A 15,430-nucleotide genomic window follows, 5' to 3' on the forward strand; every position below is an offset into this window, starting at 1 on the left:
CTATATTGAAAAAATTTAGGATGCGGTAACCGCACCCTGCTAATTAACTTTTATCCATTCTTTAAATACCTTTTTCATAAAATCTGTAAGCTTCATATTTTTTACATCGCAGTCAACAACAGCATCAACTTCCCCAAGAACATTGCTTCCATCTATTGCTTTAATAACACCAACCTTATCTCCTTTTTTAAGAGGAAGTTTTATATCTTTCATAAGTTCAAGCTTCTTTTCATATTGGGGTTTACTTCCTTTTTCTACTATTAAGTTCAAATCCTGCTTTGCAACTATGTTGATTTTTTCTGGAAGGGATTTAGGTATAGTAATACTTTCAATAACCTCTCCCTTTTTCATCACACTTATACTCTCATATCTTGCAAATCCTAAATCAAGAAGTTTTCCAGCATCTGCATTTCTTTCTTTCCACGAAGGAGAACCCATTATAACAGAAATAAACCTTATTCCATTCCTTTCAGCGGTTGCTGAAATACAATAAAGAGCCTCTTTAATATAACCTGTTTTTAATCCATCACAATCCTTATAGGTCTTAATCATTTTATTCCTGTTAGTTAATGTAAAGGGCTTTTGTCTTCCTTCGCTTATCGTTTCCATCCATATCTTAGTATATTCAAGTATCTTAGGATGCTTTAAAAGCTCTCTTGACATTATTGCAATATCATAAGCAGAAGAATAGTGGTTATCTGGGAAGAGCCCAGTGCAGTTATTAAAATGGGTATCATTCATATTAAGTTCTTTTGCCCTTTTATTCATCTTTTCAACAAAGGCTTCTTCTGTTCCCTCAAGATATTCTGCAAGAGCTATTGCAGCATCGTTAGCAGACTCAACAGCCACCCCTTTTAAAAGTTCCTCAACAGTTCTAATCTCACCGGCATCAAGAAACATAGTACTTCCACCCATTGACTTTGCCCTTTCACTACAAACTACTTTATCAGAAAGTTTAATCTTTCCACTATCAACTGCTTCCATAACTAAAAGCATCGTCATAATCTTTGTTACACTTGCAGGTGTTAGCTTCTCATGTGAATTTTGCTCATATATAACCTTTCCTGTACTATTTTCAACAAGTATTGCAGATTTACAGTTAAGTTTTACTATATCCTTTCCATTGGATTCAGCCAATGTTTTATATGGAATATTAATTATAATATAAAATACTAATATAATTGTTATTATTTTTTTATATTTCATAATGTGTGCCTCCTAAATTATTTTGGTTTTTCTATTTTTATTTTTTCCAAATAAAAATAAAATAATATAAAAAAAGCTGCATTAGCAGCTTTTTTTAAAATCTTTTTATTTCACTTTTTGTAACTATTCCAAATATAAGTGGTCTTTTTTCAACCTTATTATCTACAATATCAAATGCTTCATTTATTTTTTCTTCCGAAGCTTTTGCCTTTGATATATCGTTTGCATGTATTTTAGCAATAGTTTCTCCTTTATGAACATAATCTCCAACCTTTTTAGATAAAACTATACCAACTGAAAGATCAATACTGTCTTCTTTTGTTTCTCTTCCAGCACCAAGTGAAAGGGCAGCAAGACCTATCGTATCAGCAGTTATTTTTGAAATATACCCTTCCTTCTTTGCTTTTACATCTATTATATATTTTGCTTTAGGAAGAAGCTCTGGCTCATCTATTACCGAAGTATCTCCTCCCTGTGATTTTATGAATTCTTTAAATTTTTGCAATGCCTTACCACTTTGTATAGAATCCTCAATCATAATCCTTGCTTGGCTTTCATCTTTAGCTTTTCCTGAGAGAATTAGCATTTGACTACCTAAAACAATACAAAGTTCATACAAATCAGAAGGCCCACATCCTTTTAATGTATCGATTGCTTCTTTAACCTCAAGTGCATTACCAATAGCATATCCAAGGGGCTGATCCATATCAGATATTACAGCCACTGTATTTCTCCCTACGCTTGTTCCAATGTCCACCATCTCCTTTGCAAGAGCAAAGGAATCATCTACAGTTTTCATAAAAGCACCACTTCCAGTCTTAACATCAAGGACAATACAATCTGCTCCTGCAGCAATCTTTTTACTCATAATGCTTGAAGCAATTAGTGATATATTATCTACTGTTGCAGTAACATCCCTTAGGGCATAAAGCTTTTTATCTGCAGGAGTCAAATTCCCTGTTTGTGCTCCAACTGCAAATTTTATTTTATTGACATTTTCTATAAACTTATCCTGAGACATTTCTACTGAAAATCCTTTTATTGATTCAAGCTTATCAATAGTTCCTCCTGTATGCCCAAGCCCTCTTCCTGAAAGCTTTGCAACAGGAACTCCAAGTGATGCAATCATAGGTCCAAGTACAAGAGTTGTAGTATCGCCAACTCCTCCAGTACTGTGTTTATCTACTTTAATTCCATCTATCATAGATAGATTTATTTTATCTCCTGAATTAACCATAGCCATAGTAAGGTCTGCAGTTTCCCTTTTATTCATTCCTTTAAAATATATTGCCATAAGAAGAGCAGAGGCCTGATAATCTGGGATATTTCCTTTTGTATAGCCATCAATAAAGTATTCTATCTCTTCCTTTGAAAGTTCACCGCCGTTTCTTTTTTTGAGAATGATATCATACATTCTCATAACTATCCCCCCAATTACATTCTAATTATAGTTTCTTTAATCAAAGAAACAAATTTAGCCTTAGCTCTATTTGCAGTCTCAACAACTCTTGTATGATCAAGTGGCTCTAAGTTTTCTGCTATTGCCATGTCCGTAATAACAGATACCCCAAGAACTTTCATACCCCCGTGGTTTGCAACAATTACCTCTGGTATTGTTGACATTCCAACTGCATCAGCTCCAATAAGCCTTAACATCTTCAATTCTGCAGGTGTTTCATACATAGGCCCTGAAACTGCAACATAAACCCCTTCTTTAACTTTTATATTAAATTCCTTTGCAACATCCTTTGCAATTTTAATAAGCTCCCTGTTGTATGGCTGAGACATATCAGGAAATCTTGGCCCAAGCTCCTCATAGTTTCTACCAATAAGAGGATTTGTACCCATCATGTTTATGTGATCTGTTATTATCATAAGATCTCCAGCTTCAAAGTTTTCATTCATACCTCCTGAAGCATTTGTAACAATAAGTTTTTCAACTCCAAGAGCTCTTATCACCCTCACTGGAAATGTTACCTGTTTTAAATCATATCCTTCATAATAATGGAACCTTCCATTCATAGCAATAACATACTTATTACCTATATTGCCAAGTACAAACTCTCCTGCATGACCTACAACTGTTGATTGTGGGAAATAAGGTATATCCCCATATTTTATTACCATTTTATCTTCCATTTCCTCAACAAGGCTTCCCAGCCCTGTACCAAGAATTACTGCAACATCGGGTATTTTATCTATTTTAGATTTTATATACTCTTTTGCTTCTTTAATCATTTCAACATAATCCATATTATCATTCCCCCTATATGTGATTTACAATTCCTTTTATTAAAGTTTTAAATTTATCCCTTACCATGTTAGAAGTTTCAATTACCTCCTCATGATTTAGTGGCTTATCTAATATGCCACTGGCCATATTAGTTATACACGATATCCCAAGTACCTTCATACCACTATGCTTTGCTGCAATAACCTCTGGAACAGTAGACATTCCTACCGCATCTCCTCCAAGAGTTCTAACCATTCTAATTTCTGCTGGTGTTTCATAGTTAGGACCTGTCATCATAAAGTAAACACCACTTACAACTTTAATATCCTTTTTAGCAGCAACATTAAATGCTAAATCTATAAGCTCTTTATCATAAGGCTTAGACATATCTGGAAATCTTGGACCAAAGTCATCAAGGTTTTTACCTATTAAAGGATTTGTACCTGAAAAGTTTATATGATCTTTTATTATCATAAGATCACCAGGTTTAAAAGAGGTATTTACTCCTCCTGCTGCATTTGTAACTATTAGCTTTTTTATACCCAATTTTGCCAAAACCCTAATGGCAAAAGTAACCGTCTTCATATCATATCCTTCGTAAAAATGGAATCTTCCATTCATCATTATAACCTTTTTACCTTCGAAATTTCCATATATAAACTCTCCAGCATGACCAGCAACAGTTGATCTTGGAAAGTTTGGAATCGATTCATAATCTATAACCATTTTATCTTTAACCTCATCAGCAAGAGATCCCAGTCCCGAACCAAGTATTATCGCAATCTCTGGAACATCTTTTATTTTATTCTTTATATAGCTGTAGGATTCTAATACCTTTTCTATGTATTCCATAATCTTACCCCCTATATATTTCTTTTGCAAAACTTTCTCCTTCAATATTTGCATCTACTCCTAAAAGCTCTGTTATAGTTTTTCCTATATCAGCATAAGTCTTTCTAATTCCAATGTTTACATTTGACTTCAATTGATTTCCATAGCAAAGAATAGGTATATATTCCCTTGAATGATCTGTACTTGGAGTTGTAGGATCACAACCGTGATCAGCAGTAATTATAAGAATATCATCTTCCCTCATAACTTCCATAATTTTTGGAACCATACTATCAAATTCTTTGAGAGCATTAGCATAGCCTGTAACATCATTTCTATGACCATATATCATATCAAAATCAACAAGGTTAGTAAAAATTAGCCCCTTACAAGGTCTTTTAATATATTCAATAGTCTTTAATATGCCATCCATATTATTTTTAGTATGATCAGCTCTACTTATGCCATACCCTGAATATATATCTTCAATCTTTCCAACAGCACAAACTTCCATGCCAGATTCAATGATAAAATTAAGCATCGTCTTTTTAGGTGGCTTTAGCGAGAAATCCTTTCTATTTGAAGTTCTTTTGTATTCTCCATTATTTCCAACAAAAGGCCTTGCTATTACCCTTCCTACGGAGTGCTCTCCTTTTAAAAGCTCTCGTGCTATGCTACACATCTCATAAAGCCGTTCAAGAGGTATTATTTCTTCATGGGCAGCAATTTGAAATACACTATCAGCAGATGTATATACAATAGGATAGCCAGTTTTTACATGTAAATCCCCAAGCTCTTCTATTATTTTAGTTCCAGAGGAAGCATAGTTCCCCAATATCTTTGTACCTATCCTTCTTTCAAATTCATTTATTAAATCCTTAGGAAAACCATTTGGATAAGTTGGGAATGGTTTATCAAGTATTATCCCTGCTATTTCCCAGTGTCCAGTTGTTGTATCCTTCCCTGAAGACTTTTCAAGGGACTTTCCGTAACACCCTATCGGACTTTCACATTTTTCAATTCCTTTTATACCGTCTATATTGCCAAGACCAAGCTTTTGAAGGTTTGGAAGGTCTAATCCTCCTAATTGTTTTGAAATATTGCCAATTGTATCACTTCCTTCGTCATTAAAATCTTTAGCATCAGGTAACTCTCCGATTCCAACGCTATCCATTACAATTAGTATAACCCTGTTTATCATAATATCTCTCCTTATTAATTGAAATATGACCTTTTATTCAAATTTCAAATTCATTGGAATTTTATTATAACTCAAAAAATAGAAAATAAAAAGGGCCTTATGCCCTTGGATGCGTCTTTTTATAAACATCACCAATTCTATTTTTAATCATTTCAGCATATATCTGTGTTGTAGATATATCTGAATGCCCAAGCATCTGTTGAACAGATTTCAAATCAGCACCATTTTCAATTAAATGGGCAGCAAAAGAATGCCTTAGAGTATGTGGAGTTATTTCTTTATCTATATTAGATAATGTTGCATAATACTTAATTATCTTCCAAAAACCCTGTCTTGTCATTTTTCCACCATGAAAATTCAAAAAAAGTGCTTTCTCATCTTCCTTTTTAACAAAATAGCTTCTATATTTCCTTAAATAATTTCTTAATGAATCTATTGCAATTTTGCCAATTGGTATTATTCTTTCTTTACTTCCATTGCATTTGATATATCCTACCTCAAGATTCACATCATCAACTTCAAGGTTTACAAGTTCGGTAACCCTTATTCCTGTTGCATAAAGCACTTCAAGCATAGCTTTATCTCTCGCACCTTTGGGCTCTGAAACATTTGGGCTGGAAAGCAAACTTTCGATTTCAGATACAGTAAGTATCTGTGGCATCTTTTTTTCAATCTTAGGAGACTCTAAATCTAAAGTTGGGTCATAAGCTATAACATGATTTCTAAGTAATATTCGATAAAAAGCTCTAATAGAAGCAAGACTTCTTGAAATAGACGATACTGCCCTTGCTTCTTTTTGCATATAAAGAATATAAGCAATAATATTAGTTTTTTTAACATTTCTAAAGTCTATATTGTTATTCTTTAAATACATTAAAAACTGCTTAATATCCCTGCTATAAGAGTCAATTGTATTTTTACTAAGCTTTTTATCAAGGGTTAACTCTTCTAAAAAATCATTAATAACTTTATCCATTTAAAAGTCTCCTTTTTAACAACTTTTATTATTTATATTCAACATTAAAATAATAATTCCTTCATAGTTTATTTAAAAATCTATTATTTTGCTAAATAATTTTATAAATATTTCAAAATATGTTTTTCTTTTAAAATCATTATCTAAAACATAAATAGAATTATTGTGTAAAATACTATTTTCCGTAAGAGTATTTATTAAATAATTTATTAAATAAGGCAAAAATATTCCAATAAAAAAAATTATTAAAAAAACCTTAATATATAGCAAAATTACCTTCCTTCCTAATCCCATTGTAACACCTCTACTGTACAATCATATAGGTTGAAAGGCTCTTTATTAAAATTGGAGATATATATGCTTCTATGACACTACCAATGCACATTATAATAAAAAATATAACAATAATAGCTGTATAGGATAAAATGCTGCTCTTTACACTAACTGGAACACTTTTTATTTTTGCCCTAAAGGTTTGTAGGGAAAATATGAGACTTAAAGCAGAAATAATCAAAAGGCAAGGTATATAAAGTATGTTTTGTGGTAAAATTGCAATGAACATAAATAAAAGTCCCTTCCAACCTAACCCATCGATTAAAAATGCTATTGTAAAACCTACTATAAACCCTCTAAATGTAGTTATAAATAAAGTTACTGGAACACCTATTATAGTTATACTTAAAAGCCATATAAAAAAAACTGTTTGAAAATTGTTCTTTAATGATTGATAAAATATTTGACTGTTAGGTATGTTTTGATTGTTAAGCACTTGAAAAAAATTATTAAGATATATTACAAGATCCTGCTTTTTGTTATAATCAAGTGCTTTTATAGTAAAAGCACCTGCTGCAATCCCTATAGTAAAAAATAAAATAACTGTAAAGTATATACCTATATTCTCATGAATACTTTTAGATATAACATCTTCATATCTTCTTTTCATAAAATGTCCTCCTTCTCATTAGTTTCTATAAATTTATATGAAAGGAGGACAAGTATTATGTTATATAAATTTTTTTGCTGCTAAAATACCAGAAATAGTTTTTGCATCTTTAATTTCACCATTATAAATCATATTAAGAGCATCTTCATATTTAACATACATTATTTCAAGATTCTCATCTTCATCAGGATTAACCTTTCCATCCTCCATTTCAGTACATAGATATATATAAAGCTTTTCATTGGAGAATCCAGGAGAGGTATATAAAATATTCATTAGCTTAAGGCTTAACGCTTTCTTTCCTGTCTCTTCTTCAAGTTCCCTAACTGCACATTTTATAGGTTCTTCACCTTTTTCTAATTTTCCCGCTGGTATTTCAATTAAAACTTCTTCAAAGGGTTTTCTAAATTGCTTTACAAGTATTATTTCTTTTTTTTCATTTATCGCAACGATTCCAACTCCACCATTGTGTTCAACTATCTCCCTCGATGATTTTCTACCACTTGGAAGTTCTACCTCATCAACCCTAAGGTTTATTATTTTTCCTTTATGAATATATTTTTGTGAAATTGTTATTTCTTTAAAATTCATCCAAATCACCCCGTATATTTTTTAAAATTTAGCATAATAATATAATACCACATTTTTAAAGGAGATGAATTTTTTATGAAAACTAATAATAAAAAACAATTAATATTATATGGAAAATTTGAAGAAGTAATTAATTTTTTAAAGGATAGCCAAAAAAAATATATATATGTTTTAGAGTTAATACAAGCCTTAGAAGATGAAAAATCAACATTAAAATATATAAACTAATCTACCATAATTTTAACTCTAATATTATAGATTTTATGAAATTAAATATTCTATTGTTAACTATTACTTTATGATTAATATTTTTCCCTAAATTACTATTAATTACTTTATTAAATCCTAATTTTAAATTATCAAAGAATATATTATATATTATCAACATTAAAGTTAAGGATACTAAAAATAAAATATTAAAAGCACTAACTTCACATACTACAAGTCCTGATATAAAACCAATTACATTTATTCCACCCTTTCCCAAGGCGGTATACCCAAAAGCCTCGAATAGATAATATGTACTTATTACAATAAATGATATAAAATAAACTTCATATATCCATCTTAGTCTAAAAAATAAAGTTAAGATCCATATTAAATAATATAAGTTTATTGCTCTTTTAGGTTTTGAATTTGCAATTTGAAACCTATGAACAAGTAAAGATATGAAAATCCCCTTTAACATCCAAAAGTCCTCATTGAAAAAATAGTTTAACCAGACTGAGAATATAAAAATAAAAATTATATTTGTAATATCATTTGAAAAAACTTTACATAATCTTTTATTTTGTAATATATCAAAAAATACCCCTATAAAGTAAGTAATCAGAAAAATACTAATAAAAGTTAATAATTTAAAGTAGGATATCTCTCCTTTTATATAATAAATTATAAAATTTAAAATCATGCAGACAACAATTACTGTTTCGCTTATAAATTCTAATCTTATAAAATTATTTTTAATAAAATATTTTTTTTGAAAAAAAAGAACCGATATTAATAGCATTATTGTTTCTAAAATTGCTACGTATAACACTAATATCACTTCCCTAAAAGTAACATTATCTGTTTTTTAAAATACTTGGATAAAATAAAATGAAGCTTAGAATTATTATTAGTTTACCCTAAGCCTCATGTAATATTAATAAACATATTTTATTTATCCAAGCTTTGCTTTTAATCTCAATTTATCAGCAACCATTGCAATAAATTCGCTATTTGTTGGTTTCCCTTTATCATTATGTATAGTATATCCAAAAAGTTTATTTATAGTATCTACTTGTCCACGGGACCAAGCAACTTCAATAGCATGTCTTATTGCCCTCTCAACCCTACTTGCAGTTGTGTTGTATTTTTTTGCAATTGAAGGATACAATTCCTTCGTAACCGCACTTAAAAGTTCAACATCGTTAACAACCATTTGAATTGCTTCCCTTAAATAAAGGTAGCCTTTAATATGTGCAGGAACTCCTATTTCATGAATAATATTAGTAATTTCAGCTTCTAAATTGTTTGGATTTGATAAATTTGTAGATTGTGTTGAAACAAATGAACTCCTTCTTATTTCACTTGTTACCATACCACTTGAAAACATCTGCCTTATTCTATTGCTAAATATCTCCATATCAAAAGGTTTAACAACATAATATTCAGCACCAAGATTTATAGCTCTTTGTGTTATTTTATCCTGCCCAACAGCAGATAATACAATTATCTTTGGCATTGATATATTTGTCATTGAATTAATCTTTTCAAGAACTCCTAATCCGTCAAGATGCGGCATTATAATATCAAGTACAAGCACATCTGGCTCATAAGTTGATACAAGTTTTACTGTTTCAATACCATCCTTTGCTATTCCAACAACTTCAAAGTCATTTTGTGCTTTCAAATAGTCACTTAAAATACTTGCAAATTCTTTATTGTCATCAGCAATAACTATTTTTATCCTTTTATTCTCCATTTAACCTCCCAACCTTCCTTTCCATATATTAGCAATTATATTTATTCGACAAACATTAGGGATTTCCTTCTTTATTAAGTAAAAAAATTTTTAAAAAACATTTTTTTAAAAAACAAGTCGGAAGAAAAAAACATTATTTTGAAACTTCCGACTTATGCTAAATTAAAAATCAATACCTGCCTCTTTAAGCATCCATTCTATATATATACCATATCCCATATCAGGTTTATTTACAAATACATGAGTTATAGCACCAACAAGCTTCCCATCTTGTATTATAGGGCTTCCACTCATTCCTTGTACTATTCCACCAGTTTTACTTAAAAGCTCATTATCTGTAATTCGAATTATCATACTTTTAGAATTTGGTTTTGTTTGTTGTGTTAGCTTTTCTATATAAATATCATATTCTTTAACTTCATTTCCATTTATAGAAGTTAATATCTTTGCTGGACCCTCTTTTATTTCATTCTGCATTGCTATTGGTATAGGCTTACTATAAAGGGGTTTATCTACTTTTCCTGTAAATTTTCCATATATTCCTGAAGGCGTATTCTTTTCTATACTTCCAATTTCATCTTCTATTGAAAAAGTTCCTTTAAGTTCCCCTGGTTTTCCCCTAACTCCTTGTTCAATAGCCATTATTTTTGCTGTATATATTTTACCACTGTTAATTGGAATAATAATCCCTGTGTCTACATCGCTTATTGGATGTCCAAGAGCTCCAAATATATTTGTCTTATCATAATAAAAGGTTAACGTTCCAATTCCTGCTGTTGAATCTCTTACCCATAATCCTATTTTATATTCATCCTTATTTTTTGTTTCTAAGGGTTTTACTTCTACCGTCCTAAATCCATCATTATTAGATAATTTTATCTTTAAAATAGAATCTTTATTACTATTAATCATATTTGACAGTTCGTTACAATTATCTACTTTAGTTCCATTTATCTCAACTATTCTATCTCCAATATTAATTCCTGCTGCTAATGCAGGGCTTTGTTTCCATCCCTTTCCTGTTTCAACATCTGCAAAACCAACAACTAATATACCATCTATATTTATTTTAACTCCAATAGGCTGTCCTCCTGGAATTACCTTAAACTCTGGCACAAAACTTAATGTCATCTTCTTTACTGGAATTATACCAAAAAGCTTTATGCTAATATTTAAGCTATTATTTTTATTCGTTAAACCCTTTTCATTATTATTAGATTCAACTTTATATATAAAATTATTTTTTAAACTGTTATTTTTAAAATTTATTTGTTCACTTTTACTGCCTGAAATTTTAATATTTCCTGGCATAGACATAACATTAATCGTTGCAGCAAACAAAGCAATCGCTATTATTATACTAAACCCTGTTGCAATTTTAAAATATTTACTTTTCAAGCATATCACTCCTTAACAGGCAGTCTTTAATTCTCACCTTCTTTCTACATCTAAATTAACCTTTTTGATGTCCATATATACTATAATAATCTGTACAACACTAACAATATAAAACTATAATGTAAAGCATGCTCTATTAATTTTATTTATAAAAATAAGAAAAGCTAAAGTAAAACCTTAGCTTTTCTTATTTCACATTTAGTTTTTTCTGCAAGTTCAAGCATCTCTTTAGAATGACTACGAGTGATTTCTGTTACTGCTGCACCTGAAAGCATTCTTGCAAGTTCTTCAATTTTGTTGTTACTATCAAGTTCATACACTCTTGTATAAGTTTTGTTATTATTAACAATTTTTTCTATTTTAAAATGTGTATCAGCCATAGAAGCAATCTGTGGAAGATGAGTAACACAAAGTACTTGACGAGCTCCTGATATTAGGCACATCTTTTCAGCTACACATTGAGCTGTTCTTCCACTTATACCAGTGTCAATTTCATCAAATATTAAGGTTGGTATCCTATCAACCTCTGCTATAACCGTTTTTATTGCTAGCATTATTCTTGAAATTTCTCCTCCAGAAGCAACCTTATTTAAAGGCTTTAAAGGTTCTCCAGGATTTGCTGTCATAACAAAGCAAACGTCATCATTACCATTCTCTGTTATTTTTTCACTTTCTTCCACATTTATTTTAAAAACTGCTTTTTCCATACCAAGATATTTAAGTTCATTTTCAATCAATTTTTCAAGTTCTGATGCAGTTTTCTTTCTTTCCAATGTCATTTTCTTTGAAAGTTCATAAAGCTTGTCTTTATATTCTTGAAGATTTTTCAAATATATATCTAATATTTCTTCGCTTCTTTCTATATTTAAATATTCTTCTTTTATCTTTGACAGATAATCTAAAATTTCTTCAATAGAATTTCCATATTTGCGTTTTAACTTATTTATTAAATCAAGTCTTAACTGAATCTCTTCAAGTTCATTTTGATCAAATTCAATAGAATCTTTATATAATCTTATTTCATCTATTACATCCTCAAGTTTATAATAAACATCTTCAATTGTATTTTTTATATTTTTTAGTTTATCATCAAATTTTTCTATTGATTCTATGTGAACAATGCTTGTACCTATTTTATCAAAAGCACATTCTCTATTTTCTCCTCCATAAAGTTCATCATAAATTAATGATAGAGAAGAATAAATCTTCTCAGCATTATATAATATATTTCTTGTTTTTAAAAGTTCATCATCTTCCCCAAATTTTAAATTAGCTTCAGTTATCTCTTGTATTTGATATTTTAAAAGATCCATCCTTTTTATCTTATACTCTTCATCTTTTTTTAGCTTTTCTATTTCTCTTTCTATTTCCTTAACTTTAATATATACCTCTTTAAATTCCTGCTTTATACTCTTAAAGTTATTGCTACAAAATGAATCAAGTAAATCCAAATAGCTATTCTCATTTAAAAGAGATTGATGTTCATGCTGTCCATGAATATCTATAAGTAAATTGCTTATCTGTTTTAAAAGCCCTAAAGTAACTGTTCTGTTATTTATCCTTGAAATAGTTCTTCCACTTTTATTTATTTCTCTTGATATAATTAAAACATCGTCAACTTCAATTCCATTGTTATCTAAAATATCCTTTACCTCATTGGTGTTTTCAAACACGGCTTCAACATAAGCAGATTCTTCATCGCCCCTTATTATATCCTTATTTTGCTTCTCACCAAGTACGAAATTAACTGAATCTATTAAAATTGACTTTCCTGCACCAGTTTCTCCAGTTAAAATATTTAATCCCTCTGAAAAACTTATATCTAAACTATCAATGAGTGCAAAATTTTTTATATGAAGCTTAAGGAGCATTTATACTCCTCCTATTCATTTAATATTTTTTTAAACTTTATAACCATTTCCTGTGCCTTTTCAGGAGTTCTTGCAATTATAAGTATAGTATTATCTCCTGCAACACTTCCTACAAGGCCATCAAGTCCCATATTATCAATTGCTTCTCCAGCTGCAGGACCAGAACCCGAGAGTGTTTTTACCAATACAATATTGTTTACATAGTCAATATTAATTACAGATTGGGTAAAAATACTTATAAATTTATCAGTTAATATGCTTTTTCCTTGAGAAATAGGTGCATATTTATATTTTCCGCTGCTTGAAAGAACTTTAATTAATTTTAATTCCTTTATATCCCTTGATACAGTTGCTTGGGTAACATCTATTCCCGCCCTTCTCAATTCATCAACAAGTTCTTCTTGAGTTTCAATATCCTTCTCACCAATTATTTCTAATATCTTTGCATGCCTTGCAATTTTCATAAAAAAACTCCTTTCTTTATTCCCTTTCATTCTTCAGTTTATTCCTTAAGACATCATAAAAACTTCTATCTAAAACCTTTATAAGTTTCGTGGTATATGGAGCTTTTTTTATAATAACACTGTCCCCATTTTTAAGCTTATATCCTTTTTGACCATCTGTGGTTAAATATACACATTGGCTATCATCTGCAACTTCTACCCTAACGATTTCATCTTTTGATATAACAATTGATCTTGCACTTAGTGAATGACAGCATATTGGAGTTATTATTATAGCTTCTATTTTAGGATTTAATATAGGCCCTCCTGCAGATAAGGAATAAGCAGTTGAACCAGTCGGGGTTGATATAATTATTCCATCTGCATTATATGTATCCATATATTCATTATTAACAAAAACCTTCAAGGTTATAATCCTTGCAAGTATGCCTTTTGTAATTCCAAAATCATTAAGACAATAAAAAGTATCTTCCTCTAGTCCGTCTTTTACAACCTTTGCTTCAAGCATTAGCCTCTCTTCAATTGAATACTCATTATTTAAAATTTTTTCAAGAGCATCAAAAACATCTTCAGCCTCAACTTCAGCAATAAATCCTAAATGTCCTATGTTTACTCCAAGTATTGGAGTATTATATTTTACACATTCTCTTGCAACCCCAAGTAACGTTCCATCTCCTCCAAGGACAATTGCAAAGTCACACTTACCATAAAGTTCTTCATTTTTGCATCCAAGTTCAATCCTATTTATTTTAAACGCAACTTCTTCCGGAAGAAGAACTTCACATCCTTTTTGGTTAAGCCATTCTAGTATTTTTTTTGTCATTTGTAAATCATTATCCTTCGACATATTTGTAATTATTGATGCCTTTACCATCTTTTCACCGCCACAAAATCTACTATATTATTTCAATAACAATTACAAAAATCCTTTTTTTATTTTATAGATATTTATGTGATTTTTCTACAATGTCATTTATTAATTCATCTATGAACTCAATTGCAATATTACCATAATTAGTAAAATAAGCAAGATACTCAATATTACCTTCTGGGCCTTTTATAGGTGAATAAGTAAGACCTTTTAGTACAAAGCCCATACCTATCGCAAAATCCACTATATTTTTTACCACTTCCTTATGCACATTAATATCTCTTACTACACCTTTTTTCCCAACTTTCTCTCTACCTGCTTCAAACTGTGGTTTAATAAGACATATTACTTCTCCCTTTAAATTAAGAAGCTGTTTTACAACAGGAAGTACAAGTTTTAAAGAAATAAAAGAAACATCAATGGATACAAAATCAGCCTTTGTATCAATATCCTCTGGTTTCACAAAACGAATATTAGTTCTTTCCATACACACAACCCTTGGATCCGTTCTAAGTACCCAAGCAAGCTGTCCATATCCAACGTCTATAGCATATACCTTTTTTGCCCCGTTTTTTAGCATACAATCAGTAAAACCACCCGTTGATGCTCCTACATCTATCGCAACCTTGTTTTTCAAATCTATAGAAAACTCATTAACTGCTTTTTCAAGCTTAAGTCCTCCTCTACTTACATAGGGAATTGTTTCTCCTTTGACTTCAATATTTGAATTAACAGGTACCTTTTCTCCAGGTTTGTCAACTCTAACATTATCAACAAATACTAATCCTGCTAATATATTTTTTTGAGCTTTTTCCCTCGAATCAAAAAATCCATTCTTTACAAGCAGTATATCTATCCTTTCTTTACTTTCTGCCATAG

General features: G+C 30.2%; 16 protein-coding genes. 1 reads left to right on the forward strand and 15 read right to left on the reverse strand.

Annotation, left to right across the window (positions count from 1 at the left end):
• Positions 1 to 39: 39 nt before the first annotated feature.
• The 8 genes from FDN13_RS02570 to FDN13_RS02605 form a co-directional block, all read right to left on the reverse strand.
• Positions 40 to 1,206: a D-alanyl-D-alanine carboxypeptidase family protein gene (locus FDN13_RS02570; protein WP_138978756.1), complete on the reverse strand. Its 1,167-nt coding sequence runs from the start codon at positions 1,204 to 1,206 to the stop codon at positions 40 to 42.
• A gap of 94 nt (positions 1,207 to 1,300) precedes the next feature.
• The gene (locus tag FDN13_RS02575) at positions 1,301 to 2,626 is read right to left on the reverse strand and encodes a pyrimidine-nucleoside phosphorylase (protein ID WP_138978757.1); all 1,326 of its coding nucleotides are present in this window, start codon (positions 2,624 to 2,626) and stop codon (positions 1,301 to 1,303) included.
• Between the two features lie 14 nt (positions 2,627 to 2,640).
• Positions 2,641 to 3,459 carry a purine-nucleoside phosphorylase gene (locus FDN13_RS02580; RefSeq protein WP_138978758.1) on the reverse strand — a complete coding sequence of 273 codons (819 nt, stop codon included), beginning with the start codon at positions 3,457 to 3,459 and terminating at the stop codon, positions 2,641 to 2,643.
• 13 nt (positions 3,460 to 3,472) lie between these two features.
• Positions 3,473 to 4,291 carry a purine-nucleoside phosphorylase gene (locus FDN13_RS02585; RefSeq protein WP_138978759.1) on the reverse strand — a complete coding sequence of 273 codons (819 nt, stop codon included), beginning with the start codon at positions 4,289 to 4,291 and terminating at the stop codon, positions 3,473 to 3,475.
• A gap of 4 nt (positions 4,292 to 4,295) precedes the next feature.
• On the reverse strand, positions 4,296 to 5,468 hold the full coding sequence (locus FDN13_RS02590; RefSeq protein ID WP_138981002.1) for a phosphopentomutase: 1,173 nt from the start codon (positions 5,466 to 5,468) through the stop codon (positions 4,296 to 4,298).
• 100 nt (positions 5,469 to 5,568) lie between these two features.
• Positions 5,569 to 6,447: a site-specific tyrosine recombinase XerD gene (gene xerD, locus FDN13_RS02595; RefSeq protein ID WP_138978760.1), complete on the reverse strand. Its 879-nt coding sequence runs from the start codon at positions 6,445 to 6,447 to the stop codon at positions 5,569 to 5,571.
• Between the two features lie 304 nt (positions 6,448 to 6,751).
• Complete coding sequence (spoIIM, locus tag FDN13_RS02600) at positions 6,752 to 7,390, reverse strand: stage II sporulation protein M (RefSeq protein ID WP_138978761.1); 639 nt, start codon at positions 7,388 to 7,390, stop codon at positions 6,752 to 6,754.
• Between the two features lie 60 nt (positions 7,391 to 7,450).
• Positions 7,451 to 7,981 carry an NUDIX hydrolase gene (locus FDN13_RS02605; RefSeq protein WP_138978762.1) on the reverse strand — a complete coding sequence of 177 codons (531 nt, stop codon included), beginning with the start codon at positions 7,979 to 7,981 and terminating at the stop codon, positions 7,451 to 7,453.
• 75 nt (positions 7,982 to 8,056) lie between these two features.
• Between FDN13_RS02605 and FDN13_RS14175 the strand changes: the two genes are divergently transcribed.
• Complete coding sequence (locus FDN13_RS14175; protein WP_168190045.1) at positions 8,057 to 8,209, forward strand: hypothetical protein; 153 nt, start codon at positions 8,057 to 8,059, stop codon at positions 8,207 to 8,209.
• Between the two features lies 1 nt (position 8,210).
• Here the strand turns inward: FDN13_RS14175 and FDN13_RS02610 are convergent, their stop codons facing one another.
• The 7 genes from FDN13_RS02610 to FDN13_RS02640 all read right to left on the reverse strand — a co-directional run bounded on the left by FDN13_RS02610 (position 8,211) and on the right by FDN13_RS02640 (position 15,428).
• Complete coding sequence (locus FDN13_RS02610; RefSeq protein ID WP_138978763.1) at positions 8,211 to 8,669, reverse strand: hypothetical protein; 459 nt, start codon at positions 8,667 to 8,669, stop codon at positions 8,211 to 8,213.
• A 474-nt stretch (positions 8,670 to 9,143) separates the two neighbouring features.
• A complete protein-coding gene (gene spo0A, locus FDN13_RS02615) occupies positions 9,144 to 9,947 on the reverse strand; it encodes a sporulation transcription factor Spo0A (protein WP_138978764.1) in 804 nt (267 codons plus the stop codon).
• Positions 9,948 to 10,109: 162 nt separating this feature from the next.
• On the reverse strand, positions 10,110 to 11,354 hold the full coding sequence (gene spoIVB / locus FDN13_RS02620) for a SpoIVB peptidase (RefSeq protein ID WP_371414835.1): 1,245 nt from the start codon (positions 11,352 to 11,354) through the stop codon (positions 10,110 to 10,112).
• Positions 11,355 to 11,509: 155 nt separating this feature from the next.
• Positions 11,510 to 13,216: a DNA repair protein RecN gene (recN, locus tag FDN13_RS02625; RefSeq protein ID WP_138978766.1), complete on the reverse strand. Its 1,707-nt coding sequence runs from the start codon at positions 13,214 to 13,216 to the stop codon at positions 11,510 to 11,512.
• An 11-nt stretch (positions 13,217 to 13,227) separates the two neighbouring features.
• Positions 13,228 to 13,680: an arginine repressor gene (locus tag FDN13_RS02630; protein ID WP_138978767.1), complete on the reverse strand. Its 453-nt coding sequence runs from the start codon at positions 13,678 to 13,680 to the stop codon at positions 13,228 to 13,230.
• A 16-nt stretch (positions 13,681 to 13,696) separates the two neighbouring features.
• Positions 13,697 to 14,554 carry an NAD(+)/NADH kinase gene (locus FDN13_RS02635; RefSeq protein ID WP_138978768.1) on the reverse strand — a complete coding sequence of 286 codons (858 nt, stop codon included), beginning with the start codon at positions 14,552 to 14,554 and terminating at the stop codon, positions 13,697 to 13,699.
• A 64-nt stretch (positions 14,555 to 14,618) separates the two neighbouring features.
• Entirely contained in the window at positions 14,619 to 15,428 is an 810-nt protein-coding gene (locus FDN13_RS02640; RefSeq protein ID WP_138978769.1) for a TlyA family RNA methyltransferase, read from the reverse strand.
• Positions 15,429 to 15,430 lie beyond the last annotated feature (2 nt).

This window comes from Caloramator sp. E03, from assembly GCF_006016075.1.
GTDB lineage: Bacteria > Bacillota > Clostridia > Clostridiales > Caloramatoraceae > Caloramator_B.

Excerpts from the sequence above, each read along its gene's own strand:
- FDN13_RS02570 (WP_138978756.1), bottom strand. The coding sequence starts at position 1,206 with ATGAAATATAAAAAAATAATAACAATTATATTAGTATTTTATATTATA.
- FDN13_RS02575 (WP_138978757.1), bottom strand. The coding sequence starts at position 2,626 with ATGAGAATGTATGATATCATTCTCAAAAAAAGAAACGGCGGTGAACTT.
- FDN13_RS02580 (WP_138978758.1), bottom strand. The coding sequence starts at position 3,459 with ATGGATTATGTTGAAATGATTAAAGAAGCAAAAGAGTATATAAAATCT.
- FDN13_RS02585 (WP_138978759.1), bottom strand. The coding sequence starts at position 4,291 with ATGGAATACATAGAAAAGGTATTAGAATCCTACAGCTATATAAAGAAT.
- xerD (WP_138978760.1), bottom strand. The coding sequence starts at position 6,447 with ATGGATAAAGTTATTAATGATTTTTTAGAAGAGTTAACCCTTGATAAA.
- spoIIM (WP_138978761.1), bottom strand. The coding sequence starts at position 7,390 with ATGAAAAGAAGATATGAAGATGTTATATCTAAAAGTATTCATGAGAAT.
- FDN13_RS02605 (WP_138978762.1), bottom strand. The coding sequence starts at position 7,981 with ATGAATTTTAAAGAAATAACAATTTCACAAAAATATATTCATAAAGGA.
- FDN13_RS14175 (WP_168190045.1), top strand. The coding sequence starts at position 8,057 with ATGAAAACTAATAATAAAAAACAATTAATATTATATGGAAAATTTGAA.
- FDN13_RS02610 (WP_138978763.1), bottom strand. The coding sequence starts at position 8,669 with ATGTTAAAGGGGATTTTCATATCTTTACTTGTTCATAGGTTTCAAATT.
- spo0A (WP_138978764.1), bottom strand. The coding sequence starts at position 9,947 with ATGGAGAATAAAAGGATAAAAATAGTTATTGCTGATGACAATAAAGAA.
- recN (WP_138978766.1), bottom strand. The coding sequence starts at position 13,216 with ATGCTCCTTAAGCTTCATATAAAAAATTTTGCACTCATTGATAGTTTA.
- FDN13_RS02630 (WP_138978767.1), bottom strand. The coding sequence starts at position 13,680 with ATGAAAATTGCAAGGCATGCAAAGATATTAGAAATAATTGGTGAGAAG.
- FDN13_RS02635 (WP_138978768.1), bottom strand. The coding sequence starts at position 14,554 with ATGGTAAAGGCATCAATAATTACAAATATGTCGAAGGATAATGATTTA.
- FDN13_RS02640 (WP_138978769.1), bottom strand. The coding sequence starts at position 15,428 with ATGGCAGAAAGTAAAGAAAGGATAGATATACTGCTTGTAAAGAATGGA.